Origin of the sequence: Streptomyces sp. NBC_01445, assembly GCF_035918235.1 — a bacterium.
Classification (GTDB): Bacteria; Actinomycetota; Actinomycetes; order Streptomycetales; family Streptomycetaceae; genus Streptomyces.
This window is the reverse complement of the sequence record NZ_CP109485.1, coordinates 3,257,922-3,284,354: the sequence shown is the minus strand read 5'-3', so window position 1 is coordinate 3,284,354 and position 26,433 is coordinate 3,257,922. Positions and strand designations below refer to the sequence as shown.

The window sequence follows — 26,433 nt, the reverse complement described above, 5'->3', positions numbered from 1 at the left end:
CCCGTGCTCTTCCTCTACACCGTGCTCGTGGTGTGCGGAGCCGTCCTGCTGATCGCCGGAATCGTCGAACAGCGGCGGCACTTCGCCAACCTCGAACACATACCGACCCGCGTCCTCGTCAACGGCATCCGCGGCAAGTCGTCCATCACGCGTCTGTGCGCGGGCGCCCTGCGCGGCGGCGACCTGACCACGGTCGCCAAGACGACCGGCACGGCGGCCCGCTTCATCCACCCCGACGCCACCGAGGAACCGGTCTACCGCAAGTTCGGTATCGCCAACGTCGTCGAGCAGATCGGCATCGTGCGCCGCGCCGCCGCCTACAACCCGGACGCGCTCGTCATCGAGTGCATGGCCGTCATGCCGGCGCTCCAGGAGATCAACCAGTCCAAGCTGATCCGCTCCACCATCGGCGTCCTGTGCAACGTCCGTGAGGACCACCTCGCCGAGATGGGCCCCACCCTCGACGACGTGGCGCGCTCGCTGTGCCGCTCCATGCCGGAGGGAGGCATCTGCGTGACCGCCGAGCAGGAGCGCTTCCACATCCTCCAGGAGGAGGCGGACGCCAGGGACTGCAAGCTGATCTACGCCGACCCCGAGACGGTCAGCGACGAGGAGCTGCGCGGGTTCAGCTGGTTCACCTTCAAGGAGAACGTGGCGATCGCGCTGACCGTCGCCGAGCTGGTGGGCGTCGACCGGGACACCGCGCTCCAGGGCATGTACGACGCCCCGCCGGACCCCGGAGTCCTCTCCGTCGAGCGCTATCTCACGCACGACAACAAGAAGCTGCGTTTCGCGAACGTCTTCGCGGCCAACGACCCCGAGTCGACGCTGATGAACATCAACCAGCTCCTCGACCTCGGTGCCATCCACCGCCCGCTGAACGTCGTCATCAACTGCCGCCCGGACCGCGTCGAACGCAACGGCCAGATGGGCGAGATCATCCCCGAGCTCGATCCGGACCAGGTCTTCGTCATCGGCCACCCGGCCAAGTCCGCCATCGACGCGATCCCAGCCGCCTACCGGGACCGGGCCGTGGACCTCGGCGGCGACCGGCGTGAGGCCGAGGAGTTCATGGGCAAGCTGCTCGGCAGCCTCGGCCCCGACTCCTCGCTCGTCGCCATCGGCAACATCCACGGCCAGGGCGAGCACCTCCTGGAGCACCTCGCCGAACTCCCCGCGGACGAGTCCGACGACCCGGCGGACCGCTTCGAGCCCGCCGAGTCCTCCTGGCAGGACGCACCGGCCGTGCCGGAACACATCGAGACGGTGCAGCTGTACGCGCCCCGCATCGACCCGTACCAGCAGTACCCCGAGGCGTACGAGACGCGTTACACGCCCCCGCTGCACATCCCCGTGCAGCGCGACGCGGACCACCCGCATCCCGGGTACCAGGATCCGCAGCGGCCCCGCGAGGCCTGGCCCGCGGTCACGCAGCACCAGCCCGTCCAGCCGGCCGAACAGACCGTCCCCCGTGGCCCGTTCGAACCGCGCATCCCGCCCGCACCTCCCGCCGAAGACCCGCAGCAGTGGCACAGCAGCCCAGGAGAACCACGTTGATCCCCACCGTCCTCACCCCCGAGATCGCCGCGATCGGCATCGCGATCGGGCTGCTGTTCTCCCTGGTCTGCTACCTCACGACGAACCTCTCGCCGGGCGGAATGATCACCCCGGGCTGGATCGCGCTGACGCTCGTCGAAGACCTCCAGCGCGCGGCCATGGTCGTCGGCGTCACCGTCCTCACCTATGTGGGCACGCTCCTGATGCAGCGCTACGTGATCCTCTACGGCAAGCGCCTGTTCGCCGCCGTCGTGCTGCTCGGAGTGACGCTCCAGGCCACCGTGATGATCGTCCTCTCCCTCGAGTTCCCGCTGATGTACGCGAACCAGACCCTGGGCTTCATCGTCCCCGGCCTCATCGCCTACCAGCTGGTCCGCCAGCCCAAGGGCCCCACGATCCTCGCCACCGGCTCGGTGACGCTGATGGCGTACGTCGTCCTCACCGCCGGAATCCTCCTCGGCGTCATGCCGTCCGCCTGAACCACCCACCGGAGCCGACCCCATGAGTGCCAAGAAGAAGCACCCCGTCCTGCACACCGCGATCGTTCTGTCGCTGCTCGGCGGCAGCGCCTATCTGACGGTGGAGCTGCGCAAGGACGAGCAGGCGAAGGCGCCCGCCGTCCAGGCCGTCACCGACACCCCGCTCCTGGAGTCCAGCACGGGCCAGCAGGGCGGCGAGCGGAACTGGGAGCGGCTGAAGAACCCCGAGCGTTCCGTCCTGCGCGGCGAGGGCGGCCAGGTCCTCGCGACCTTCACCGACAGCGCGCGCACGGCCACGCTCAAGGGCCCGAGCCGCACCTTCACCGAGCCCGCCAACACCAAGTCCCGCGTGGTCACCGAGGACTGGGTGCGCCTCATGCCGGAACCCTGGCGCAAGGGCGCGGAGAAGGAGAAGTGGTTCAAGGACTGGTTCAAGGAGTTCTACGGGAGCGAGGAGGACGACATCTTCGCCTTCGCCTTCCAGTACCTGGAGGGCGCCCCGGTCAAGAAGGACGACGAGGGCATCGCCTACGGCGGTGACGCCAACTTCGGGCCGATCAACCCGAACGGCAGCGAGGGCAACGACCTGCGCGACGAACTCTCCGACTTCTACGACTACCTGGGCATCCCGTACACCTTCCGGGACGGGGTCACGCAGCAGCCCGAGACCAAGCGCGCCCGGTCCGTCGACTGTTCCGGCTTCCAGCGTCTGGTGTGGGGCTACCGGGCCCGCTACCCCCTGATGTCCTCCGACAAGTCGGGCGACGGTCTGCCGCGCACCGCCAACGGCATGGCCCGCTCGGACGTCGGGGCCGACATCATCCCGCTCAAGGGTGTCGGCGCCGCGGACCGGCCCAAGTCCATCGACGTGCTCCAGCCCGGAGACCTCGTGTTCTTCAAGCTCGATGCCCGCACGAATCAGCGCCTCGACCACGTCGGTCTGTACATGGGCCACGACACGGACGGCCACATGATCTTCGTGTCGAGCCGCGAAGAGGTCAACGGCCCGACGATCGGCGACAAGGGCGGCACGTCCCGCCTCGACGGCAACGGCTATTACGCGAGCACCCTGCGCAGCGCGAAGCGACTCTGACCCCCGGCCGCGGCGTCCGCAAACGCCGGTGCCCGGCACGCCAGTCGGCATGCCGGGCACCGGGAACGCCGGGGAGTTACGCCGGAACGCTGGCCACGCCCTGCGCCAGGAACCGCTTGCCGGTCACCCGCTCGCTGACGCCCTCACGGTCCAGGTACGGCGTGATGCCGCCCAGGTGGAAGGGCCAGCCGGCGCCGGTGATCAGGCACAGGTCGATGTCCTGCGCCTCGGCGACGACACCCTCGTCGAGCATGAGCCCGATCTCCTGCGCCACCGCGTCGAGCACGCGGTCACGGACCTGCTCCTCGGTCAGGACGACATCGCCCTGCTTGAGGAGCGCGGCGACCTCGGGGTCCAGCTCCGGCTTGCCGGAATCGTAGACGTAGAAGCCGCGCTTGCCCGCCTTGACGACCGCCGCGAGGTTCGGGGACACCGTGAAGCGGTCCGGGAAGGCGCGGTTCAGGGTCTCCGAGACGTGCAGACCGATCGCCGGACCGACGAGCTCCAGCAGCACCAGCGGGGACATCGGCAGGCCGAGCGGCTCGACGGCCTTCTCGGCGACCTCGACCGGGGTGCCCTCGTCGATGACGTTCTGGATCTCGCCCATGAAGCGGGTGAGGATGCGGTTCACGACGAACGCGGGGGCGTCCTTCACCAGAACCGCCGTCTTCTTCAGCTTCTTGGCGACACCGAAGGCCGTGGCCAGCGAGGCGTCGTCGGTCTGCTCGCCGCGGACGATCTCCAGGAGCGGGAGGATCGCGACGGGGTTGAAGAAGTGGAAGCCGACGACCCGCTCGGGGTGCTTCAGCTTCGAGGCCATCTCGGAGACCGAGAGGGACGAGGTGTTGGTGGCGAGGATCGCGTGCGCCGGGGCGACCGCCTCGACCTCCGCGAACACCTGCTGCTTGACGCCGATCTCCTCGAAGACGGCCTCGATGATGAAGTCCGCGTCGGAGAAGCCCTCGGCCTTGTCCAGGACACCGGAGACCAGCGCCTTGAGGCGGTTGGCCTTGTCCTGGTTGATGCGGCGCTTGCCGAGCAGCTTCTCGATCTCGGCGTGGACGTAGCCCACACCCTTGTCGACGCGCTCCTGGTCGATGTCGGTCAGGACGACCGGCACCTCGAGGCGGCGCAGGAAGAGCAGCGCGAGCTGCGAGGCCATCAGGCCCGCACCCACGACGCCGACCTTGGTGACCGGACGCGCGAGCGACTTGTCCGGGGCGCCTGCCGGGCGCTTGCCGCGCTTCTGGACGAGGTTGAACGAGTAGATACCCGCGCGCAGCTCGCCGCCCATGATGAGGTCGGCGAGCGCCTTGTCCTCGGCGTCGAACCCGGCCTGCAGGTTCCCGTCCTTGGCGGCGGCGATGATGTCGAGCGCGCGGTACGCGGCCGGGGCGGCGCCGTGCACCTTGCTGTCGGCGATGAACTTGCCGCGCGCGACGGCCTCGTCCCACGCGTCGCCGCGGTCGACCTCGGCGCGCTCGACGGCCACGTCGCCCTTGAGGACGTTCGCCGTCCAGATCAGCGACTGCTCCAGGAAGTCGGCGCCCTCGAAGATCGCGTCGGCGATCCCGAGTTCGAAGACCTGCTTGCCCTTGAGCTGGCGGTTCTGGTTGAGCGAGTTCTCGATGATGACCGAGACGGCCTTGTCGGCGCCGATCAGGTTCGGGAGCAGCGCGCAGCCGCCCCAGCCCGGGACCAGACCGAGGAAGACCTCGGGGAGCGAGAAGGCCGGGAGCGCCTTGGAGACGGTGCGGTAGGTGCAGTGCAGACCGACCTCGACACCGCCGCCCATGGCCGCGCCGTTGTAGTACGCGAACGTCGGCACGGCGAGGCCCGAGAGGCGCTTGAAGACCTCGTGGCCGCCCTTGCCGATGGCCAGCGCGTCGTCGTGCTTCTTGAGGAGCTCGACGCCCTTGAGGTCGGCGCCGACGGCGAAGATGAACGGCTTGCCGGTGATGCCGGCGCCGACGATCGTGCCCTCGGCCGCCTCCTTCTCGACCTGGTCGATCGCGGCGTTCAGGTTCGCGAGCGAGGCCGGGCCGAAGGTGGTCGGCTTGGTGTGGTCGAAGCCGTTGTCGAGCGTGATCAGCGCGAACCGGCCCGCGCCGAACGGCAGGTCGAGGTGGCGTACGTTCGCCGACGTGACGACCTCGTCCGGGAACAGCTCGGCGGCGCCCTTCAGGAGCTCAGCGGTGGTGGTGCTCACTTGTCGCCTCCGGCGTCCTTGTGGTGCGGGTTCTCCCAGATGACCGTGGCGCCCATGCCGAAGCCGACGCACATCGTCGTCAGGCCGTAGCGGACCTCGGGCTGCTCCTCGAACTGGCGGGCGAGCTGCGTCATCAGGCGCACGCCGGAGGAGGCCAGCGGGTGACCGAACGCGATGGCGCCGCCGTACTGGTTGACGCGCGCGTCGTCGTCGGCGATGCCGTAGTGGTCCAGGAAGGCGAGGACCTGGATGGCGAAGGCCTCGTTGATCTCGAAGAGGTTGATGTCCTCGATCGACAGACCGGCCTTGGCGAGGGCCTTCTCCGTGGCCGGGATCGGGCCGTAGCCCATGACCTCCGGCTCGACGCCCACGAAGGCGTAGGAGACGAGGCGCATCTTCACCGGGAGGTTGTTCTCGCGGGCGAAGTCCTCGGACGCGATGATCGACGCGGTCGCACCGTCGTTCAGACCGGCGGCGTTGCCCGCGGTGACGCGGCCGTGCACGCGGAACGGCGTCTTGAGGCCGGACAGGTTCTCCAGCGTGGTGCCCGGGCGCATCGGCTCGTCGGCGGTGACCAGGCCCCAGCCGGTCTCGCCGACGTCCGGGTTGGTGTTGCGCACGGAGACCGGGACCAGGTCCTGCTGGATCTTCCCGTTCGCGTACGCCTTCGCGGCCTTCTCCTGCGAGCGCACGGCGTACTCGTCGGCGCGCTGCTTGGTGATCTGCGGGTAGCGGTCGTGCAGGTTCTCGGCGGTCATGCCCATGAACAGGGCCGACTCGTCGACGAGCTTCTCCGACACGAAGCGCGGGTTCGGGTCGACGCCCTCGCCCATGGGGTGGCGGCCCATGTGCTCGACACCGCCGGCGATGACGGCGTCGTACGCGCCGAAGGCGATGGAGCCCGCGGTGGCGGTGACGGCGGTCAGCGCGCCGGCGCACATGCGGTCGATGGAGTAGCCGGGCACGGACTGCGGGAGGCCCGCGAGGATGCCGGCGGTGCGGCCGAGGGTCAGGCCCTGGTCGCCGATCTGCGTGGTCGCGGCGATGGCAACCTCGTCGATCTTCGCGGGGTCGAGGGCCGGGTTGCGGCGCAGCAGCTCCCTGATGGCCTTCACGACGAGATCGTCGGCGCGGGTCTCGTGGTAGATGCCCTTCGGGCCCGCCTTGCCGAACGGGGTGCGGACGCCGTCGACGAAGACGACGTCCCTGACGGTACGAGGCACGATGGCTCTCCTCCAGATGCGGGATGGCACTGCCGCGCGGCGCGTACCCGGGGTGCGGGAAGCGCGCTGCGAATACCGTCATGCTACTTGCGGGTAACCAAGACGTGTAGTCCCCCCGGCCGGAGCGGCGAAGGTCACACCGCGCGATCGAGAACCGAGCGCACCACGGGCCCCGCCGAAGCCACCACGTCACGGATGAACCGCACCCGTCCCACCCCGAGCCCGCGCAGCGCCGAGCCGTGGTCGCAGGCGACGACGAGCGCCGCGGCGAGAAGCAGCGCCCGCCACCCCAGGAGCACCATGCGCCCCACCGGGCGCGGCACCCGCGCGAAGGCTTCGCGCAGCCGCTCGCAGTGGAACGGCACATGCCGCTCCTCGTCGGCAAGTATCGCGCCGGCCACCTGCGTCGTGAGCCCGTCGTCGGTGCCGTCGCGCAGCGCCCGGTAGTAACGCAGCGCCACGACCTCGGCGACCATCAGGACCAGGAGTTCGAGCCGCAGCCCGAGAAGCCGGCGCAGCCGGACGAAGACGGTGTCGCTCCAGTGCGACGCAAGGGTCGACACCCCGCCGGCGCCGAGCAGCAGCCCGAGCAGCCGGGCGTGGTTCTGCTCCTCGGCCACGAACAGCCGGACGGCCCGCGCGTACGGGGCATCGCCCGCCCGGTCGGCCTTGGCGATCAGATTCGCCCCGTCACCGCTCTCACCGATCTGGAAGCGCCGCACGCTCCGCCAGATCGCGGTATCCACCCGTGCGCCCCGCTCCCAGGCGGGTTCCCCTGCCACGGCCCGGCGCTCCCGCTCGACCTCGAACTCCCGCACCCATCCCGCGTACCCCCTGGTGATCATGGGGTGACGTTAGACAGGCCCTCCCCGCCGATACGAGCGAGGAGGGCCGACCGGTACGAAACCGCGACGAACGCGGGGCGCCGCGCGGGGCCGGCCGGGTCAGGCGGTCTGCTTCAGCGCCTCGGCGAGCAGCGGCGTGACCTGCTCGATCTGCCAGGGCCGCGCCCCGTACCCGCGCAGCGCCTCGGCCACCGCCGCCTCGGAGCGGTCGCCCGGGGGTTCCCAGCACACGCGGCGGACCGTGTCCGGAGTGACCAGGTTCTCCTGCGGCATGTTCAGCGTCTCGGCCAGCGACGACACCGAGGCCCGCGCCGCGGAGAGCCGCGCGGCGGCGACCGGGTCCTTGTCGGCCCAGGCCCGCGGGGGAGGCGGCCCGGCGAGCGGCGCCCCGGGCTGGGGCAGCTCCGCGTCGGGCAGCTCCTTCGCCCGGTCCACGGCCGCCTGCCACTGCTCCAGCTGACGCCGGCCGGTGCGGTGACCGAAGCCGGGCAGCGCCGCCAGAGCGTGCACATTCGGGGGAAGCGAGAGCGCCGCCTCGACGATCGCGCCGTCCCCGAGCACCTTGCCCGGCGACACATCACGCCGCTGCGCGATCCGGTCCCGCGCGGTCCACAGCTCCCGCACGACGGCCATCTGCCGGCGGCGCCGCACCTTGTGCATCCCGGACGTGCGCCGCCACGGGTCCTTGCGGGGCGGCGCGGGCGGCGCCGAGGCGATGGCGTCGAACTCCTGGTGCGCCCAGTCCAGCTTGCCCTGCCGGTCGAGCTCCTTCTCCAGCGCGTCCCGCAGGTCCACGAGGAGCTCCACGTCCAGCGCGGCGTAGCGCAGCCACGGGTCGGGCAGGGGCCGCGTCGACCAGTCGACGGCGGAGTGGCCCTTCTCCAGTACGTAGCCGAGGACGTTCTCCACCATCGCGCCGAGCCCCACGCGCGGGAAACCGGCCAGGCGCCCGGCGAGCTCGGTGTCGAAGAGGCGGCTGGGGACCATACCTATCTCGCGCAGACACGGCAGGTCCTGCGTCGCGGCGTGCAGTACCCACTCGGCGTCGGCGATCGCGTCGCCGAGGGCGGACAGGTCGGGGCACGCGACGGGGTCGATGAGCGCGGAGCCCGCGCCCTCGCGGCGCAGCTGCACCAGGTAGGCGCGCTGCCCGTAGCGGTAGCCGGAGGCGCGCTCGGCGTCGACGGCCACGGGTCCGGTGCCCGCGGCGAAGGCCGCGACCACCTCGGCCAGGGAGGCCTCGTCGGCGATCACCGGCGGGATGCCCTCGCGCGGCTCGAGCAGGGGGATCGGCACCTCCGCAACAGAGCCGCCGTCGTCCGGGGGTGCGCCCCCGGTGGTTCGCAGTGAAGTGTCTGCTGCGGTCTCTTGGGCGTCGGTCACCTGTCAAGGGTATCTGCCCGTACGCATGCCTGACCTGCGTGTTCTGGCCATTGGTCGACTGACCTGCGAAAACGCGTGTCGACAGGTCGCGGTGCGTCTGGGGGGTTCTCGCACCAGAGTGCCCGGAATATGCACTTTAGTGCCAATAATCCATACTTGATCTACAGTCATGGGAAGGCCCTCTTGTCGAGACTTGCACCGCGAGGGACACGACAAAGGGTCCGTCAGCAAGCTGACGGACCCTCATGAACGTTTACGTACCTTCAGCGCCCGTCGACGGAACGTTCCGTCGACGGGCGCTGAAGGTACGTGAACCAGTAAGGGTCAGTGGATGATGCCGGTGCGCAGGGCCACGGCGACCATCCCGGCGCGGTCGCCCGTGCCGAGCTTGCGCGCGATGCGGGCGAGGTGGCTCTTGACGGTCAGCGCGGACAGGCCCATCGAGACTCCGATGGCCTTGTTCGACTGGCCCTCGGCGACGAGCCGGAGCACCTCGACCTCACGGCCTGACAGTTCGCGGTAGCCGCCCGGGTGGCTCGGAGCACCCGGGGGGCGGCGGTGCATACGGGCCGCGGCGGACCCGATGGGGGCGGCGCCGGGGCGGGAGGGCAGCCCGACGTTGGTACGGGTGCCAGTGACGACGTAGCCCTTGACGCCGCCCGCGAGGGCGTTGCGTACGGCACCGATGTCGTCGGCGGCGGAGAGGGCGAGCCCGTTGGGCCAGCCCGCGGCACGGGTTTCGGACAGAAGGGTCAGGCCGGAGCCGTCGGGAAGGTGGACGTCTGCGACGCAGATGTCGCGGGGGTTGCCGATGCGGGGACGAGCCTCCGCGACGGACGAGGCCTCGATGACGTCACGTACACCGAGCGCCCACAGGTGGCGGGTGACGGTGGAACGGACGCGCGGGTCGGCCACGACCACCATGGCGGTCGGCTTGTTCGGGCGGTAGGCGACCAGGCTTGCGGGCTGCTCGAGGAGAACGGACACCAGGCCTCCTGGGGTGCGGGACGGGACCGGCTCGGGGATGAAGCCGGGGCGAACCGTGCTTTCAAGGTCACAGACCTCTTCGGCAGTAAACCCGCTCGCCTTTAGAGAAAGATCACGATTTAGTGAGTAACAATTCGTGCAATTCGGACACGCGATCGATCATCCGAAGATCGAACCGAATCACAACGGGACCGGAACTCTTCGAGGTCCGGTCCTGATCCGTTCTGTCCCTGCCACGGTCCCCGCCGCTGTCCCTGCCCCTGGTCACCGGCAGCGGAAGGCCGAAAATCGACTGCCGATGGCTGTACCTCTTCGCCCGTCAGAACTCCTGCACCGCCGTTCAGGACTCGTGCATCGCCGTTCAGGACCTACTTCTGCGGCCCCCGGCGCTGGGGCAGCGTCACCACGGACGCGTCCCCGGGACCGGCCGGCGGCAGGCCCGCGATCTGGCTGAGGAGATCGCACCAGGCCGCCAGGTGCGAGGCCGTGTCCGGCACCCCGGCGGGCCCTTCACGCGGTGTCCACGAGGCCCGGATCTCGATCTGCGACGCCGGCGCACGCTCACTGAGCCCGCCGAAGTAGTGCGAACTCGCCCGCGTCACCGTGCCGCTCGCCTCCCCGTACGAGAGTCCCCGCCCCTGGAGCGCGCCCGTCAGCCACGACCAGCAGACCTCGGGGAGCAGGGGGTCCGCCGCCATCTCCGGCTCCAGCTCCGCCCGCACCAGCGTCACCAGACGGAACGTGCCGTGCCACGCGTCGTGCCCCGCCGGGTCGTGCAACAGGACGAGGCGGCCGTCCGCGAGGTCGTCGTCGCCGTCCACCACCGCGGCCTCCAGCGCGTATGCGTGGGGCGCGAGGCGCTGGGGCGGCTTGGTCGGGTCCACCTCGATCTCCGGGCGCAGCCGTGCTCCCTGCAAGGCCTCGACCGCCGCCCGGAACGGCGGTGGTGCCGAGTCCACCGGATCCATCGTCTTGCGCCCCTCCCGCTCCGATTCACTCATTCCCTCAGCGCCGTCCGACAGTCGTCCCTCAGCCGCAGCCATGCGGGGAAGATTAAGGGGAACGCGGCCTTCGCGCAGGGAGAGACACCCGGCACCTCCGCCCCGATGTCCCCGCGCCCGGCGGGGTTCGCACCCGTGCGAGACTTTCCGACGTGAGTGCCAACCTCCGCCCCACGGGCCAGCAGCCGACAGCGACGTACGAATCCGCCTTCCTCAAGGCGTGCCGGCGTGAGCCGGTGCCGCACACCCCGGTGTGGTTCATGCGCCAGGCCGGTCGTTCGCTGCCCGAGTACCTCAAGGCGCGCGAGGGCATTCCGATGCTCGAGTCCTGCATGATGCCCGAGCTCGTCGCCGAGATCACGATGCAGCCCGTGCGCCGCCACCACGTCGACGCGGCCATCTACTTCAGCGACATCGTCGTGCCGCTCAAGGCCATCGGCATCGACCTCGACATCAAGCCGGGCGTCGGTCCCGTCGTCGAGCAGCCCATCCGCTCGCGCGCCGACCTCGCGCGGCTGCGCGACCTCACGCCCGAGGACGTCTGGTACGTCACCGAGGCGATCGGTCTGCTGACGGCCGAGCTCGGTTCCACCCCGCTCATCGGTTTCGCGGGCGCGCCCTTCACCCTTGCGAGCTACCTCGTGGAGGGCGGTCCGTCCAAGAACCACGAGCACACCAAGGCGCTCATGTACGGCGACCCGCAGCTGTGGGCCGACCTGCTCGACCGCCTCGCCGAGATCACCTCCGCGTTCCTCAAGGTGCAGATCGAGGCGGGCGCCTCCGCGGTCCAGCTCTTCGACTCGTGGGTCGGCGCGCTCGCCCCCGCCGACTACCGGCGCTCCGTGATGCCCGCGTCGTCCAAGGTGTTCAAGGCCGTCGAGGAGTACGGCGTGCCGCGCATCCACTTCGGTGTCGGCACCGGCGAGCTCCTCGGTCTCATGGGCGAGGCCGGCGCCGACGTGGTCGGCGTCGACTGGCGCGTGCCGCTCGACGAGGCCGCGCGCCGCGTCGGCCCCGGCAAGGCGCTCCAGGGCAACATCGACCCGGCGGTCCTCTTCTCCACGCGGGAAGCGGTGGAGGCCAAGGCCCGCGAGGTGCTCGACGCGGCGGCGGACCTGGAGGGCCACGTCTTCAACCTCGGCCACGGCGTGCCGCCCACCACCGACCCGGACTCCCTGTCGCGTCTCGTGGAGTACGTCCACACGCAGACCGCCCGCTAGGGGTAGGCAGCCACGGCGGGGTCCTGACCGACCCCGCCCCGCCGGACGAACAGCGCCGCCCCTGAACGCAAGGCGCCCGCCGCGCGTACGTCATGCCGAGCAGTGTCCCGCCGCCCCAAGCGAGGAGACCAGCCCATGACCGACCATCAGCCGGGTGCCCCCGTCCCTCCCCTCACCGCCTTGCCCGACGGTGAGGCCCAGCTCGCCGTCGTACTGCGCCTGACCTGGGAGGATCTGGCCGCGCTCGGTCAGGAGGCGGGCCGCATCGCCGCCCGCACGCACCGCCCGGTCACGCTCGACGAGGCCGTCAGCCACCGCCTGCGCACCCGCCTGCCCGCGGCCCACGCCAAACCTCCGCAGACCACGGCCGCTTCCGCCCTGAGCGCGGCCACGCCCCGCACCCCCGGCGACCAGGCCCGCCAGGCCATAGAGAAGATCAACGGCCCGTCCACCCCGATGCCGCCCACATCAGCCGGCCCCGACGCGCCCTAGCCCCTGCGCACCGCCGCGCTCGACTTGCGGGCCGCCACCAGGACCGGGTCCCACACCGGTGAGAACGGCGGTGCGTAGCCGAGGTCGAGGGCCGTCATCTGGTCCACCGTCATGCCCGCGGTCAGGGCGACCGCCGCGATGTCGACCCGCTTCGCGGCGCCCTCGCGGCCGACGATCTGCACGCCGAGCAGGCGGCCCGTGCGGCGCTCGGCGATCATCTTCACCGTCATCGGGGCCGCGCCCGGGTAGTAGCCCGCGCGGCTCGTCGACTCGATCGTCGCGGACACGAACTGCAGACCGGCCCGCCGCGCGTCCTTCTCGCGCAGGCCCGTGCGCGCGATCTCCAGGTCGCACACCTTGCTCACCGCCGTCCCGACGACGCCCGGGAACGTCGCGTAACCGCCGCCCGCGTTCATGCCGATGACCTGCCCGTGCTTGTTGGCGTGCGTGCCGAGCGCGATGTGGCGCTCGCGGCCCGAGACCAGGTCGAGGACCTCCACGCAGTCCCCGCCCGCCCAGATGTTCTCGTGGCCGCGCACGCGCATGGCCAGATCGGTGAGGAGCCCGTCGTGCTCGCCCAGGGGGAGCCCCGCGGCGCGCGCCAGCGAGGTCTCCGGGCGGACGCCGATGCCCAGGACGACGACGTCCGCCGGATACTCGTCGGCGGTCGTCGCCACCGCCCGCGCCCGCCCGTCGTCGTCCGTGAGGATCTTGGTGACCTCGGCGTCGTCGACCATGGTGATGCCCATGCCGGTCATCGACTCGTGGACCAGGCGGCCCATGTCGGGGTCGAGCGTCGACATCGGCTCCGGCCCGCGGTTGACGACCGTGACCTCGTATCCGCGGCGGATCAGCGCCTCCGCCATCTCGACGCCGATGTAGCCCGCGCCGACGACGACGGCCCGCCGCCCCTGCGTCGCGGCGAGCGTGTCGAGCAGCGCCTGGCCGTCGTCGAGGGTCTGCACGCCGTGCACGCCCGGCGCGTCGATCCCGGGAATCCGCGGCCGCACCGGCCGGGCACCCGTAGCGATCACGAGCTTGTCGTACGAGGTCCAGGCCTCCGTCCCCGTGTCGAGCGCGCGTGACCTCACCCGTCCGCCCTCGACGTCGAGTTCGGTCACCTCCGTGCGCATGCGCAGGTCGATGGACCGCTCCCGGTGCTCCTCGGGCGTGCGCGCGATCAGCTCGTCGCGCCCTTCCACCTCGCCACCGACCCAGTACGGGATGCCGCACGCCGAGTACGAGGAGAAGTGCCCCCGCTCGAAGGCCACGATCTCCAGCTCGTCGGGGCCGCGCATCCTGCGGGCCTGCGACGCGGCGGACATGCCCGCCGCGTCGCCGCCGATGACCACCAGTCGCTCACGTGTAGGGCTCATGCCCACCAAACTACGTCCGCGCCCCTGTCACTCCTCCTCGCCCCGCTCCCCGGCCGGCGGATGCGCGGGCAGCGGGCCGAGCGCCGTCGTCAACGGCTGTGAGGCAGTGGTGGCCCTGCGCGGCAGCCGCGGGCGCACCAGGCGCAGCCACAGGAAGACCAGCAGGCCGCCCACCACGGCGAACGGCAGCACGGCGCCGACGGCCACGGCGACCCAGCGCAGCATCGTCACGAACGCTCCCCAGCCGCCCGCGACCGCGTCGGTGAACCCCGGGTCGTCGTCCTTGTGCCCCGCCGGTTTCACCGGGGTCTCGGTCAGTGACAGCGTGATCGTCGCGAGGCTCGTGCGGTCCTTGAGGGACGCCTGCTGCGCGAGCAGGGCCTCCAGATCGGACTCGCGGGTGCTCAACTCCCCTTCCAGGGCGACCACATCGCTCAGCTTCGTCGCCTTGTCCATCAGCTCGCGCACCCGCGCCACGCTCGCCCGCTGCGACTTGACGCGGCTCTCCACGTCGACGACCTGGTCGGTGACGTCCTGCGCCTTCACGTTCCGCTCGATGAGCCGGCCCGAGCCCGCGAGGTCCGAGAGGACCTGCTCGTAGCGCTCCTGCGGCACGCGCAGGACGACACGGGAACGCTCATGTCCCCTGCCGTCGCGGTCGGTCGACTCGTTGCCGACGATGCCGCCCGCGTCCTCTGCCGCCGTGCGTGCCTGGTCGAGCGCCTGCGGGACGTCCTTGACCTGCACGGTGAGCGTCGCCGTGCGGATGATGTGGACGCCGGCGAGCTTGGGCGGCTCGCGCCGGGACGACTTCGCGTCCGACTGTTCTCCGCCCGCCTCCTGCGCGGAGCCCCGGTCGGCGGCGGCCGCGTCGCCGCCCGCGGCCTTGGCGGAGTCCCCGCTGTCCGAGGCGCCGGCGCTGCACCCCGTGAGCGCGAGCGCCGCCACGAGCAGGACGGCGCCGGCCGCCCGCATCCCGCGGCGCCCCGGCCGCTTTCCTGTGGTGCCTGATATCCGCATCGACGTACCCCCGGAGGTTGAGTGGGACGGCCGGCCGAGGACGGGCCCTGGCCGCTTCCTTTGACGGTCCGGCGGCCCCTTTCGGTGGTTGCCGGGTGGTCCCGATGCGGTCACGGTCGGGACTCGCCGGTCTGAGACAGTGGGGCCATGCGCGAAGCGGACACAGGTACGGGAACGGGACAGGCCCCGAGGGCGGTCGTCATCGGTGGTGGCATCGCGGGGCTCGCCGCGGCTCACCGGCTGCTCGCGGCGGGCGCGCAGGTCACCGTCCTGGAGGCGTCGGGCCGGCTCGGCGGCAAGCTGCGCGCCGGTGAGATCGCGGGCGTACGGGTCGACCTCGGCGCCGAGTCGATGCTCGCCCGGCGCCCCGAGGCCGTGGACCTCGCCCGCGAGGTCGGGCTCGGAGACCGGCTCCAGCCGCCGGGCACGGCGACGGCCTCGCTCTGGACCAGGGGCGCGCTGCGCCCGATGCCGAAAGGCCATGTGATGGGCGTCCCCGGCACCGCCGCCGCACTCTCCGGGGTCCTGTCCGACGAGGGCCTGGCCCGCATCGAGCAGGACCGCGACCTGCCCGCCACCGAGTTCGGCGACGACGTCGCCGTCGGCGCGTACGTCGCCGAGCGCCTCGGCCGCGAGGTCGTCGACCGGCTCGTGGAGCCGCTGCTCGGCGGCGTCTACGCGGGCGACGCGTACCGCATCTCGATGCGCAGCGCCGTCCCCCAGCTCTTCGAGGAGGCCCGCAGCCACCGCTCCCTGACCGAGGCCGTCCGCGCGATCCAGGAGCGCGCGGCGCGGAACCAGCAGACCGGCCCCGTCTTCATGGGCATCGAGGGCGGCATCGGACAGCTCCCGCTCGCCGTCGCCGACTCGGTGCGCGCGCGGGGCGGCGAGATCCTCCTCGACAGCCCCGCCCGCGGCCTGCGCCGCACCCCCGACGGCTGGGAGGTCCGGGTCGACGACCGGGTCATCGAGGCCGACGCCGTCGTCCTCGCCGTGCCCGCGCAGAAGGCCGCCCGGCTCCTCGACACCGAGTCGCCGGCGGCCGCCGCCGAGCTGCGCACCGTCGAGTACGCGTCGATGGCCCTGATCACCCTCGCGTTCCGGCGCGACGAGGCGCACCTGCCGGAGGGCTCCGGCTTCCTCGTGCCGCCGGTCGACGGCCACACGATCAAGGCGTCCACGTTCGCCTCGAACAAGTGGGGGTGGATCGCGGCCGAGGACCCCGGCCTGGTCGTCGTACGCACCTCCGTGGGCCGCTACCAGGACGAGAAGGACCTCGCGCGCGACGACGACGGGCTCGTCGAGGTGTCGCGCCACGATCTGCGGGAGGCCACCGGGCTGAGTGCCACGCCCGTCGCCACGCGCGTCACGCGCTGGCACGAGGGCCTGCCCCAGTACCCCGTCGGCCACCACGCGCGCGTGGCGCGGATCCGCGGCCACGTCGCCAAGATCCCCGGACTTGCCGTGTGCGGGGCGGCGTACGACGGCGTCGGCATCCCGGCCTGCATCGCGAGCGCCTACGCCGCCGTCGACCAGCTGGACGGCGACCTGACCGGCGTGGAGGAGCTCACCGCGAACCCGGTGCAGAGTCTGCACGGCGGCGCGGGAGAATAGCCCCATGAGTGACGACGCCCCCGCCAAGATCCCGAACGCAGGCAAGAAGGCCAAGGACCTCAATGAGGTCATCCGCTACACCCTGTGGTCCGTCTTCAAGCTCCGAGACGTCCTCCCCGAGGACCGGGCCGGCTACGCCGACGAGGTCCAGGAGCTCTTCGACCAGCTCGCCGCGAAGGACGTGACGGTCCGCGGCACGTACGACGTGTCGGGCCTGCGCGCGGACGCCGACGTCATGGTCTGGTGGCACGCGGAGACCGCGGACCAGCTCCAGGAGGCGTACAACCTCTTCCGCCGCACGAAGCTGGGGCGCGCCCTCGAGCCGGTCTGGTCGAACATGGCGCTGCACCGCCCCGCCGAGTTCAACCGCTCGCACATCCCGGCCTTCCTCGCCGACGAGACGCCCCGCAACTACGTGAGCGTCTACCCGTTCGTGCGCTCCTACGACTGGTACCTGCTGCCCGACGAGGACCGCCGCCGCATGCTCGCGGACCACGGCAAGATGGCCCGCGGCTACCCGGACGTCCGCGCCAACACCGTCGCCTCCTTCTCGCTGGGCGACTACGAGTGGCTCCTCGCCTTCGAGGCCGACGAGCTGTACCGCATCGTCGACCTGATGCGTCACCTGCGCGCCTCCGAGGCCCGTATGCACGTCCGCGAGGAGGTCCCGTTCTACACGGGCCGCCGCAAGAGCGTCGCCGAACTGGTCGAGGGTCTCGCGTAGTTCGCACCCGGTCCGTACGCGAAGGGGCCGACCGGTTCGACGACCGGTCGGCCCCTTCGCGTTCCGTGCCCGCCGTCAGTCCACGGCGAGCGGCGCCGGTTCGGAGTGCGGGGCGCAGGACGCGGCGCGGGTCACCGGGACCCGCCCCTCCATCAGATACGCGTCGAGGTGGCTGTTCACGCACTTGTTCGGGCCGGCGGCGATGCCGTGGGTGCCCGCGCCGCGCTCCGTGACCAGGACCGACCCCGGAAGCCTGCGCCACAGCTCACGGGCACCCTCGTACGGGGTGGCCGCGTCCCGCTCGGCGGCCAGGATCAGGGTCGGAGGCAGCGCGCCGGGGGCGGTCCGTACGTCGACGGGGCGCTGGCGCGGGGCGGGCCAGTACGCGCAGGGCAGGTTCATCCAGGCGTTGTCCCACGTCTCGAACGGGGCGTGGCGCGCGAGCTCGGTGTTGTCGCGGTCCCAGACGCGGAAGTCGGTGGGCCACGCCGAGTCGTTGCACTCGACGGCCGTGTAGACGGCGGCGCTGTTCTCGTTCTCGGAGGCCGCCGCGGTCTGCGGCGCGGCCTGCTCGGCGAGCGGCTTCGGATTGCCCTTCAGATACTCGGACAGCGCGGACGCCCGCATCGCCCAGTAGTCGTCGTAGTACCCGGCCTGGAGGTATGCGGCCTGGAGCTGGCCGGGGCCGACGGTGCCGCCCACCGGCTCGCTCGCGAGCCGCGCCCTGACCTTCTCGTAGCTCTGCTGTACGTCGGCGGCGGTCGCGCCCAGGTGGTACGTCTTGTCGTGCTTGGCCACCCACCGCCGGAAGTCCGCCCAGCGCCGCTCGAAGGCCACCGACTGCACGAGGTTGTTGGTGTACCAGATCTGCTTCGGGTCGGGGTTCACGGCCGAGTCGAAGACCATGCGGCGCACATGCGTGGGGAAGAGCGTCGCGTACACGGCCCCGAAGTACGTGCCGTAGGACGACCCCATGAAGTTCAGCTTCCGCTCGCCGAGCCCGGCGCGCAGCACGTCCAGGTCGCGGGCGTTGTTGAGCGTCGTGTAGTGCCGCAGCGCGCCCCCGGCGTTCTTCGCGCATCCCCGCGCGTACGCCTTGGCCTGCGCGATCCGCTCCAGCTTGTACGAGGCGGAGGGGTGCGTCGGCGCCTGCGTGGGGGCCTTCGCGAACCGCTTCGGGTCCGCGCAGGAAAGCGGGGCCGAGCGGCCGACACCGCGCGGCGCGTAGCCGACGAGGTCGTACGCGGAGGCGATGCGCTTCCACTGCGGCATCAGCCCGACGAGGGGGAAGTACATGCCGGACGCGCCCGGGCCGCCCGGGTTGAAGACGACGGAGCCCTGCCTGCGGACCGGCCTGCCGCCCTTCGGCGCCGTCGTGCCGGTGGCCTTCACGCGGCTGACGGTGAGCTTGATCTGCTCGCCGTCGGGGTGGGCGTAGTCGAGGGGGACGGAGACCGTGCCGCACTTGATGTAGTCCGGGAGGTGCTCCGCGGCGGCGCAGGCGCCGAAGGCGATCCCGGTGGCCGAGGCGCGGGCGGCGGCGACGGCTGTGCCGCGCAGCTCGGCGGTGTCGGGCGCGGTCTGGGTGTCGGCGCGGCCGGGGGCGGCGACGAGGGCGGTCAGGACCAGGGATCCGGCGGCCGCGTATACGGCGGGGGCTGCTCTCATCGCTCTTCTGGGTCCCTTTCGTCCGGCCCTCGTGCGGCCGTTTCGCGCGGCCTTCGGGGCTGTCACCCGCCTGCCGGGAGCAGACGCGAACAAAGGGGATACTTCGTGCGGCAGTTGACGAAGTAAAGCACCGGCCTGCCGGTGTCGGCTCAATGACCCCGTTGCGCCGTTCCGAAGGCGGAGCGCAGCGCGGGGTCGGATACTGCGCGGACGCCGTGCACGGCGACGGCGGTCAGCAGGGCGGCCTCCCCGACCCCTTCGCGTACGCCCCGCGGCAGGGCGCCGATCAGCCGCTGCCCGGTGGGTGAGGCCCAGCGCGTGTAGGGGTGGACCTCGAAGCGGGCGATCGCCAGACAGGACAGCGTGAGGATCAGGGGCAGCGCGAACCACGCGGCGATCAGCACGCCGTCGCCCGGCTCCCCGCCCGGCATCGTCAGCGATACGGCGGCCAGGACCACGACGGCGAGCGCGGCGGCCCGCACCTGGCGCACCGCGGCCGCGACCCCGCCGCGCGCGCCGTCGGGAACGGCGAGGCCCGCCGCGACGAGCCGGTCGGCCAGCGCCCGTACCGCGTCCGCGGCCGCCGTCGCCCGGCGCACCGCCCCTATCCGCGACTGCCCGTCCGGCCCGATCGCGCCGATCACCGAGCGCTCGATGTCGTCGCCGCCGACCGGGTCGACCACGGTGGCCCAGCCGGTGTGCGCGAGCAGCAGCCGCCGGCTGCACGCCATCGAGACAAGGGTCAGATCAGCGACCCGGAAGGGGCCGCCCGACAGGAACGCGGCCTCGTACAGCGTCAGTTCGTGCGCGCCTCCGCCGGCCGGCTCGCTGTGCGCGGCGTGCACCGCGGCGAGGCAGAGGCGCGCGCAGGACAGAAAGGCGGCGGCGCAGGCCATGAGCAGGAACAGGAGCCAGAACATGGCGTTTTTCTATGCCACGCGCTCGGGTGGCGCCACGGCTTGTTCACCATATGGACAGAGCGTCGTCGGTATGTGACGTTCCGTTTGTCGTGCCCGGTTGAGTCAGGTCGTGTCAGGGCTTGGGCCGGGAGGCCGCCGGGGGCAGCGGGAAGGACGGGGAGGGGGAGAGGGGGGTCGGGGGCTCGGGGGACGTCACCGGTCCCGGCGGGGCGGGGGAGCGGGTCTCCGGTGGCGTACTCGTACCGGCGGCGTCCCGCGCGAGCGCGTCGAAGTCGACCAGGCCCGTGGACTCCAGGATCTTGATGTGGTCGAGGACGGTCTTGTTCGCGTCGTCCGCCAGGTCCCGTACGAGCGAGTTCCGTGTCGTCGCGCGGACCTGGGCGACCAGCGAGAAGACCTTCCCGTGGGCCCGGCGCAGGATGTTGGCGAACTTGCGCTCGTAGTCGTCGCCGTGCGCCGCGCTCAGCTCGGAGAGCCACTGCTGCTGCTGGCTGCTCGGCTGGTTGGGGAGTTCGAGGCCGAGCCGCGCGGCGACCTCGCGCACGCGCGCGTCCAGGAAGGTGTGCCCCTCGACGAGGTGCTCACCCGCCGTCCGCACCGCCGTGCTCGTCCCTCTCGCCTCGGCCTGCTGGCCCGCGGGCAGCTCCCACAGGCCCGCGAGCCGGACCTTCGTGACGAACTCGCGGTCCAGCGCCGACAGCGGGCCGAATCTGGTCGACACGGTCCCCTCGTCGAGCAGGTCCACGCCCGTGCCGGAGCGGTCGGCGTACGACCAGACCGGGAACACGAGAGCGGCGAGTGTGGTGACGAGCCCGGCGACGATGAGTCCGGTGCCGTTGACGAATCGGGTGCGCATGGTGCCTCCTGGTGCGGCACCGCACGCTAGTCCGCCTCACGGACGTGGGCTCGGGTACCCCCGCGAATACGCCAACTGCGGTACGGGCGCGGGGTGGCGACGCTCAGGCGGACCGGAGCGCCGGACGCCCCCGGTGCAGGGCGGACCGCGCCGCGCGCACCAGGCGTGCCCCCGGGTGCGCGGCCGGCGGAGTGGGCCCCGACCGCTCCCGCCACCACCGCTCCAGCTCCCGCCGCACCCCCGCGTCCCCGGGCCCGCCGGAGTCGAGCAGATGCTCGGCGAAGCCGAGGGCGTCACGGCGGTAGCCGCCCGTCATGGGCCGGCCCTGCGCGTACGACAGGAACGCCGGGCGGTACGCGGCAGCGCCGAGGATCTCCGGCAGTTCGGGGGCCACCTTCGCCACGACGTCCGCCCGCTTGGCGCACAGCGCCCGGCTCTGGACCTTGAGCCGCACCCGGTCGAACCCCTCCGGCGCGGGCGTCCCCGCGACGAGGGCGGACAGGAGCGCGGCCTGCGCGAGCGCGAGCCGCTGACGGGCGGGATCGGTGCCCTGAGCGGCGTTGCCCGAAAGGAAGCGCACGGTGCGCCCGTCGGCGGGCGCGGTCGCCAACGTCCCCCTGATCTCGGCGAGTTCACGCTCCAGCTCCTGCGGGGCCGGGAAGTTCTCGTCGCGCTCCAGGAGGACTCCGGGCGGCGAGACCCGGGACGCCAGGTCGGCGAGGATGTCGAGGACGGGGCGCGGCACGGGGTGCGCGTGACTGTCGTGCCACACGCCGTCGCGCTCGAAGCCGCCCGCCACATGCACGTACGCGATGGCCTCGACCGGCAGCTCGCCGAGCGCCTTCGCGGGGTCCTCGCCGCGGTTGACGTGGTTCGTGTGCAGGTTCGCCACGTCGATCAGGAGGTGGACACCGGTGCGCTCCACCAGTTCGTACAGGAACTGCCCCTCCGTCATCTCCTCGCCGGGCCAGGAGAACAGGGCCGCGATGTTCTCCACGGCGAGGGGTACGGGCAGTGCGTCCTGGGCGATGCGGATGTTCTCGCAGAGCACGTCGAGGGCGTCCCTCGTGCGCGGGACCGGCAGCAGATGGCCGGCCTCCAGCGGCTGCGACGCGGTGAGCGCGCCGCCCGCCCGTACGAACGCGATGTGCTCGGTGACGAGCGGGGAACCGAGGGCCTCGGCGCGGGCCGCGAGGTCGGCGAGCCTGCCCTCGTCGGGCCGCTGCGCGCCGCCGAGGCCGAGCGAGACGCCGTGCGGGACGACGGTGACGCCGCGCTCGCGCAGCCGCAGCAGGGAGTCGGGGACGTGCCCGGGGCACACGTTCTCCGCGACGGCCTCGACCCAGTCGATGCCGGGCATCGCCTCCACGGCCTCCGCGATCTCGGGACGCCAGCCGATGCCCGTACCCAGACGCTCGATCCGCTGCATGGTTCCCCTCCTCCACCCCGGCCGTATGCCGTGCGATGCCGGTGTCATGACCCCGGCGGACGCCGCCGAACCCCGGAGAGGGGACGTTCAGAGGTTCATTTGAGGTTCCGCGCGGCGCCCCGGCGGGCGAGTCGACACGGGGTTGCCCGAAGCGGCTCCCGGGCCCCGCGGGTCGCTATGCCCGCTGACCGACCGGGAGGGGACAGAAGCGACTGCCCCCTTCGGTGACCACCGTCATTCCGGGGGCGATCTCCGTGAAGCCGGCGTCGTTCACCACCGGCAGCCCGGCCCGCGTCAGGGGCCCCCACCGGTCGCGGTCGGCCACGCGGACCGACAGCGGGAAGCCCGCCTCGCGCCACTCCTTGCGCTCGGTGTCCGACAGCTCCCACCAGGCCAGCTGGGCGCCGTGCCCGGCCTGGGCCATGGTCTTGCCCGCGGTCATGTCGAGCTCGGGGTTCAGCCACAGGACGGGCGCCCGGGGGTCCGGCGCGGCCGGCGGCTCCGGGTCGTCGAGCTCCGTGCCGGAGACCTGCAGCCGGGCCAGATCCTTGGGCCAGCCGTCGAGCGGGACCGGCGGAAACACCCGGACCTCGGCCGACCTCCCCGTCACCGTGATCCCTTCGAGCGCCTCCGCCCTGCGCCACTCCGCGCCGCGAGCCCGCCGCACCACCTTGCGGATCCGGGCGTCCTGCCAGTCGCGCATGACCTGCGCCCACTCGCCGTCGCCGGTCGCCCGCGGGTCGGAGAGGATCACGAGGACCGCGCGGGCCGCCGTCTCCAGCGCGTCGGTGCGGGCCGGGGGAGCGGCCTTCTCGATCCGCGCCACCAGGGGCAGCACGAACTGCGGCGCCTCGTCACGCGAGGTCCGCTCGGACCGGAAGGGGCTGTCCTGCGGCACCTCGGCAGAGGTGTCGGCGGCGTCGTTCGGGAGGGTCTGGTCGTCACTGCTCACCGGACCAGTCTGCCAGGCGGAAGAGGGGCTCCTCGCGGCCCTCTGCGGCAGCTGTGGTCACCCCGAGCAGGAGGTGCGCTGTGCCTCCTGCCATGCGCACACGGGGCACAGCGTCACACCCTTGTGAGACTCCGGGTACTCGGTGGGCTTGCGGCACAGCACGCACTCGGCGAACGGTTCCGTGGTCGCGCCGGCCGTTTCGGATGTGCCCGTGCCCGTGCCCGTGCCCGTACGCGGACCCGGCCCGTCGCGGTAGTCAGCCATGACTCCGAGCGTAGTCCCGGCCCCGGACGGGCGGGCCGCCCCGGAGCGATGCCGGGCATCGCCTCCACGGCCTCCGCGAACTCCTCCACCCCGGCCGTATGCCGCGTGACGCCGGCGCGCAGGGCCGGGTGGTCGGCGACGCGGCCTCACCCCGGTGGAATCGGCCACAGCACTCTTCGTACGCCTCCGCAAGACCGCAAGGGCAGGAGGGCTTGTGAGCCGGGGCGGAGCCACCCTGCCGCCGGAATTATGAGGTACGTCCGGACATGAGTTCCCTTCTGCTGCACCATCCGCTGTGTGGGATCCGTGAACTATCTGTTCCGACACGTGCACATCGTGTGTGGGTCGCACGCGCCTCCCTTCATCGAACCGTCTTTCGGACTGGCGTAAACATGCCTTGCTCCCACAACTCCCCACTCCCCAAGGTGGGTTGAGCACTTGAGCATCAGGAGTCACAAGCGTGCGTGCTTGACCCGGGCGGCCGTCCGTCCGGGGCATTGACGGGGGAACTGATACGGGCTGTGCGGACCGGCGCGACATGACGCGTCCGGAGACCGCCGCGCGCCCGCCGTGCCGACACCTCCCCCTCTGCCGCCTCTTGGTGCCTTTCACCCGGTGCCCGAGAAGGGATAGGAGGGGGAATGCCGACGAATGCCGTGAGCGCCGCGAGGCCGACTTACCCGGGCGTCTACGTCGAAGAGCTTCCCAGCAGCACCCGCGCCATCTCCGCCGTGACCACTTCGGTGACCGCGTTCGTGGGGCACACCCGGCGCGGCCCGCTCAACGAGCCGGTGCGCGTCACCGGATTCGCCGAGTTCGAGCGGCGCTTCGGAGGGCTGAGCGCGCAGAGCCCGCTCGCCTACGCGGTGCACCAGTTCTTCGGCAACGGCGGCTCCGTCGCCGTGGTCGTCAGGGTCGCCAAGGCTGGCAGCGGCAAGGCCGCCTGCGTCGTCCTGGAGTCCACCGAGGGGCACAGCGAGAGCCATGTGCTCGAGGTCCACGCCAAGGAACCCGGCGTGTGGGGCAACGGTCTGCGGGTCGCCGTCGACTACGACACCCCGGACTGCGACGAGACCTTCAACCTGCGGGTCTACGACGCCAAGGGCGACGCCCGCGAGAGCTTCACCGGCCTGTCCATGGACGCCGGCAGCGGAACCTACGCACCCACCGTGATCAACGCCGGGTCGCGCCTCATCCGCGTCGACGCCGTGGGCGAGGGCCGCCCCGACCCGTCCGGCACCGTCTCCAAGCCGTTCGGCCACGAACTGCCCGACCTGGCCGTGGACCTGACGGTGAAGATCGGTGACGTGGAGCGTGAGTTCAAGCTCTACGACGCCGACTGCGACGGCGAAGCCCCGTCCTCCGTGGCCGAGCTGGCGCTGCTTCTGGAGCGCAAGCTGCGGGCGCTGCCCGACGCGCCGGGCCGGCACGCCTTCGCGGGTGTCGAGGTCACGGCGTTCGGCCGGCGCATCCAGGTCGTCGCGGGCTCCACCGACCCCGAGGACGTCGTCCGCTTCCTGGGCGAGTGCGCCAACGACCTGGGCCTGGAGGCCTCGGTCAACCCGCCGGTGTTCCCGCTGGAGGGCGGCGAGGACGGCGAGGCCCCCGGCCCGCGCGACCTCATCGGCTCCGAGGCCGACAAGACCGGCATCCAGGCGCTGCGCGGGGTGGCCGACGTCAACCTGCTGTCACTGCCGGAGCTGGCGTCGTACGAGAAGACCGAGGACGCCCTCACCGTCGTATCCGCAGCTCAGCGGCTGTGCGAGGAGCGGCGGATCTTCCTGCTGGTCGACGCGCCCAGCACCTGGGTGAGCGTGGACTCGGCGCGGGCGGGCCTGTCCGCCTTCGACGCCGTGCGCGGCAACCACGCGGGCCTGTACTTCCCGCACCTGCAGCTCACCGACCCGCTCACCGGGCGGCTGCGCGCCTTCCCGCCGTCCGGCGCGGTCGCCGGCGTCATCGCGCGCACCGACTCCGAGCGCGGTGTCTGGAAGGCACCGGCCGGTACGGAGGCGCAGCTCGTCGGAGTGCGCTCGCTGACCGTCGATCTGACGGACCGCGAGACGGGGCTGCTCAATCCGCTCGGTGTGAACTGCCTGCGCACCTTCCCGCTGGCCGGTCCGCTGGTGTGGGGCGCGCGCACGCTGGAGGGCTCCGACGCCCTCGACAGCGCGTGGAAGTACGTGCCCGTGCGGCGGCTCGCGCTGCAGGTGGAGGAGAGCCTCCAACGCGGGTTGCAGTGGGTCGTGTTCGAACCCAACGACGAGAGCCTGTGGCAGCAGATCCGGCTGTCCGCCTCCTCGTATCTGCACACCCTCTTCCGCCAGGGCGCCTTCAAGGGCAGCACCCCGCGGGAGGCGTACTTCGTCAAGTGCGACAGCGAGACCACGACGGACGAGGACGTGGCGAACGGGATCGTCAACGTGCTCGTCGGTATCGCGCCGGTCCGTCCGGCCGAGTTCGTGGTCGTCAAGATCCAGCAGACGTCCGGGCAGTTCGTTCTCTAGCGGCCCGGGATCCAGGGAGAGCTGAAGGAAATCGATGGCTGAGTTCACGGTCAACGCCCATCGCTTCGACCCGTACAAGAACTTCAAGTTCCTGGTCCTGTGGGACGGACGTACGGTCGCCGGCATCAGCAAGATCAGTCCGCTGAAGCGGACCACGGAGGTCGTCAAGCACCGCCACGGCGGTGACCCCTCCTCCCCGCGCAAGTCGCCGGGGCGCTCGGAGTTCGAGGGCATCACCCTCGAACGCGGGGTGACCCACGACCCGGAGTTCGACCGCTGGGCCAACAAGGTCTGGCAGGTCGGCGCGGGCCTCGGCTCGGAGGTGTCCCTCGCGGACTTCCGCAAGGACCTCGTCATCCAGGTCCTCAACGAGGCCGGCCAGGTCGCCGTCTCGCACAAGCTGTACCGGACCTGGCCCAGCGAGTACCAGGTCCTCGGTGAACTGGACGCCAACGCCAACGCGGTGGCCATCCAGTCGCTGAAGCTCGAGTGCGAGGGCTGGGAGCGGGACTACGAGGTGCCCGAGCCGGAGGAGCCCTCGTTCCTCAACCCGGCCTGAGCGCTCCGCCGGAAGTGCCGCGACGCGTCGGCGTTCGTCTGCGGCTTCGTCGTGG

23 protein-coding genes are annotated in these 26,433 nt (G+C 71.8%); 9 read left to right on the top strand and 14 right to left on the bottom strand.

Annotated elements, in window-relative coordinates; all coding sequences use genetic code 11:
* Window positions 1-3: 3 nt before the first annotated feature.
* The 3 genes from pgsB to OG574_RS14960 are packed head-to-tail and all read left to right on the top strand — an operon-like array spanning window position 4 to window position 3,129.
* On the top strand, window positions 4-1,557 hold the full coding sequence (gene pgsB / locus OG574_RS14970) for a poly-gamma-glutamate synthase PgsB (RefSeq protein WP_326773651.1): 1,554 nt from the start codon (window positions 4-6) through the stop codon (window positions 1,555-1,557).
* Entirely contained in the window at window positions 1,554-2,036 is a 483-nt protein-coding gene (locus OG574_RS14965; protein ID WP_100591255.1) for a poly-gamma-glutamate biosynthesis protein PgsC/CapC, read from the top strand. The genes pgsB and OG574_RS14965 overlap by 4 nt, the downstream gene beginning before the upstream one ends.
* A 22-nt stretch (window positions 2,037-2,058) precedes the next feature.
* A complete protein-coding gene (locus OG574_RS14960) occupies window positions 2,059-3,129 on the top strand; it encodes a C40 family peptidase (RefSeq protein ID WP_326773650.1) in 1,071 nt (356 codons plus the stop codon).
* Window positions 3,130-3,205: 76 nt separating this feature from the next.
* On the opposite strand, the gene OG574_RS14955 is transcribed toward OG574_RS14960, so the two are convergent.
* The 6 genes from OG574_RS14955 to OG574_RS14930 all read right to left on the bottom strand — a co-directional run bounded on the left by OG574_RS14955 (window position 3,206) and on the right by OG574_RS14930 (window position 10,777).
* Window positions 3,206-5,338 carry a 3-hydroxyacyl-CoA dehydrogenase NAD-binding domain-containing protein gene (locus OG574_RS14955; protein WP_326773649.1) on the bottom strand — a complete coding sequence of 711 codons (2,133 nt, stop codon included), beginning with the start codon at window positions 5,336-5,338 and terminating at the stop codon, window positions 3,206-3,208.
* The gene (locus OG574_RS14950; RefSeq protein ID WP_100591258.1) at window positions 5,335-6,561 is read right to left on the bottom strand and encodes a thiolase family protein; all 1,227 of its coding nucleotides are present in this window, start codon (window positions 6,559-6,561) and stop codon (window positions 5,335-5,337) included. Before OG574_RS14950 ends, OG574_RS14955 begins: the two co-directional genes overlap by 4 nt.
* A gap of 134 nt (window positions 6,562-6,695) precedes the next feature.
* On the bottom strand, window positions 6,696-7,406 hold the full coding sequence (locus OG574_RS14945) for a ferritin-like domain-containing protein (RefSeq protein WP_326773648.1): 711 nt from the start codon (window positions 7,404-7,406) through the stop codon (window positions 6,696-6,698).
* Window positions 7,407-7,505: 99 nt separating this feature from the next.
* On the bottom strand, window positions 7,506-8,789 hold the full coding sequence (locus OG574_RS14940) for an HRDC domain-containing protein (protein WP_100591260.1): 1,284 nt from the start codon (window positions 8,787-8,789) through the stop codon (window positions 7,506-7,508).
* A 324-nt stretch (window positions 8,790-9,113) separates the two neighbouring features.
* Window positions 9,114-9,776: a response regulator transcription factor gene (locus tag OG574_RS14935; protein WP_100591261.1), complete on the bottom strand. Its 663-nt coding sequence runs from the start codon at window positions 9,774-9,776 to the stop codon at window positions 9,114-9,116.
* A gap of 368 nt (window positions 9,777-10,144) precedes the next feature.
* Window positions 10,145-10,777 carry a DUF3000 domain-containing protein gene (locus OG574_RS14930; protein ID WP_384249349.1) on the bottom strand — a complete coding sequence of 211 codons (633 nt, stop codon included), beginning with the start codon at window positions 10,775-10,777 and terminating at the stop codon, window positions 10,145-10,147.
* Window positions 10,778-10,929: 152 nt separating this feature from the next.
* Between OG574_RS14930 and hemE the strand changes: the two genes are divergently transcribed.
* Window positions 10,930-11,997: a uroporphyrinogen decarboxylase gene (gene hemE, locus OG574_RS14925; protein ID WP_326773647.1), complete on the top strand. Its 1,068-nt coding sequence runs from the start codon at window positions 10,930-10,932 to the stop codon at window positions 11,995-11,997.
* A 135-nt stretch (window positions 11,998-12,132) separates the two neighbouring features.
* Window positions 12,133-12,489 (top strand): hypothetical protein, encoded by a 357-nt coding sequence (locus tag OG574_RS14920; protein ID WP_326773646.1) that lies wholly within the window; start codon window positions 12,133-12,135, stop codon window positions 12,487-12,489.
* On the opposite strand, the gene OG574_RS14915 is transcribed toward OG574_RS14920, so the two are convergent.
* The gene (locus OG574_RS14915; RefSeq protein ID WP_326773645.1) at window positions 12,486-13,865 is read right to left on the bottom strand and encodes an FAD-dependent oxidoreductase; all 1,380 of its coding nucleotides are present in this window, start codon (window positions 13,863-13,865) and stop codon (window positions 12,486-12,488) included. The genes OG574_RS14920 and OG574_RS14915 overlap by 4 nt on opposite strands.
* Before the next feature lie 27 nt (window positions 13,866-13,892).
* The gene (locus OG574_RS14910; RefSeq protein WP_326773644.1) at window positions 13,893-14,885 is read right to left on the bottom strand and encodes a DUF4349 domain-containing protein; all 993 of its coding nucleotides are present in this window, start codon (window positions 14,883-14,885) and stop codon (window positions 13,893-13,895) included.
* 147 nt (window positions 14,886-15,032) lie between these two features.
* Between OG574_RS14910 and hemG the strand changes: the two genes are divergently transcribed.
* On the top strand, window positions 15,033-16,499 hold the full coding sequence (gene hemG / locus OG574_RS14905) for a protoporphyrinogen oxidase (RefSeq protein ID WP_326773643.1): 1,467 nt from the start codon (window positions 15,033-15,035) through the stop codon (window positions 16,497-16,499).
* Window positions 16,500-16,503: 4 nt separating this feature from the next.
* The gene (hemQ, locus tag OG574_RS14900; protein ID WP_100591268.1) at window positions 16,504-17,223 is read left to right on the top strand and encodes a hydrogen peroxide-dependent heme synthase; all 720 of its coding nucleotides are present in this window, start codon (window positions 16,504-16,506) and stop codon (window positions 17,221-17,223) included.
* Window positions 17,224-17,298: 75 nt separating this feature from the next.
* Here the strand turns inward: hemQ and OG574_RS14895 are convergent, their stop codons facing one another.
* From OG574_RS14895 to OG574_RS14870, 6 genes are all read right to left on the bottom strand, one after another.
* Entirely contained in the window at window positions 17,299-18,891 is a 1,593-nt protein-coding gene (locus tag OG574_RS14895) for an alpha/beta hydrolase (protein ID WP_326773642.1), read from the bottom strand.
* A gap of 149 nt (window positions 18,892-19,040) precedes the next feature.
* Window positions 19,041-19,811 (bottom strand): TIGR04222 domain-containing membrane protein, encoded by a 771-nt coding sequence (locus tag OG574_RS14890; protein ID WP_326773641.1) that lies wholly within the window; start codon window positions 19,809-19,811, stop codon window positions 19,041-19,043.
* Window positions 19,812-19,923: 112 nt separating this feature from the next.
* Window positions 19,924-20,667 carry a DUF4142 domain-containing protein gene (locus OG574_RS14885; protein WP_326773640.1) on the bottom strand — a complete coding sequence of 248 codons (744 nt, stop codon included), beginning with the start codon at window positions 20,665-20,667 and terminating at the stop codon, window positions 19,924-19,926.
* Between the two features lie 103 nt (window positions 20,668-20,770).
* The gene (locus OG574_RS14880) at window positions 20,771-22,096 is read right to left on the bottom strand and encodes a DUF692 domain-containing protein (RefSeq protein WP_326773639.1); all 1,326 of its coding nucleotides are present in this window, start codon (window positions 22,094-22,096) and stop codon (window positions 20,771-20,773) included.
* A 175-nt stretch (window positions 22,097-22,271) separates the two neighbouring features.
* A complete protein-coding gene (locus OG574_RS14875; RefSeq protein WP_398376155.1) occupies window positions 22,272-23,048 on the bottom strand; it encodes a peptidyl-tRNA hydrolase in 777 nt (258 codons plus the stop codon).
* Window positions 23,049-23,105: 57 nt separating this feature from the next.
* A complete protein-coding gene (locus OG574_RS14870; protein ID WP_326773638.1) occupies window positions 23,106-23,312 on the bottom strand; it encodes a hypothetical protein in 207 nt (68 codons plus the stop codon).
* 641 nt (window positions 23,313-23,953) lie between these two features.
* On the opposite strand from OG574_RS14870, the gene OG574_RS14865 reads away from it, so the two are divergent.
* Both OG574_RS14865 and OG574_RS14860 read left to right on the top strand, forming a co-directional pair.
* The gene (locus OG574_RS14865; RefSeq protein ID WP_326773637.1) at window positions 23,954-25,819 is read left to right on the top strand and encodes a phage tail sheath subtilisin-like domain-containing protein; all 1,866 of its coding nucleotides are present in this window, start codon (window positions 23,954-23,956) and stop codon (window positions 25,817-25,819) included.
* A gap of 34 nt (window positions 25,820-25,853) precedes the next feature.
* On the top strand, window positions 25,854-26,378 hold the full coding sequence (locus tag OG574_RS14860) for a phage tail protein (RefSeq protein ID WP_100591276.1): 525 nt from the start codon (window positions 25,854-25,856) through the stop codon (window positions 26,376-26,378).
* Window positions 26,379-26,433 lie beyond the last annotated feature (55 nt).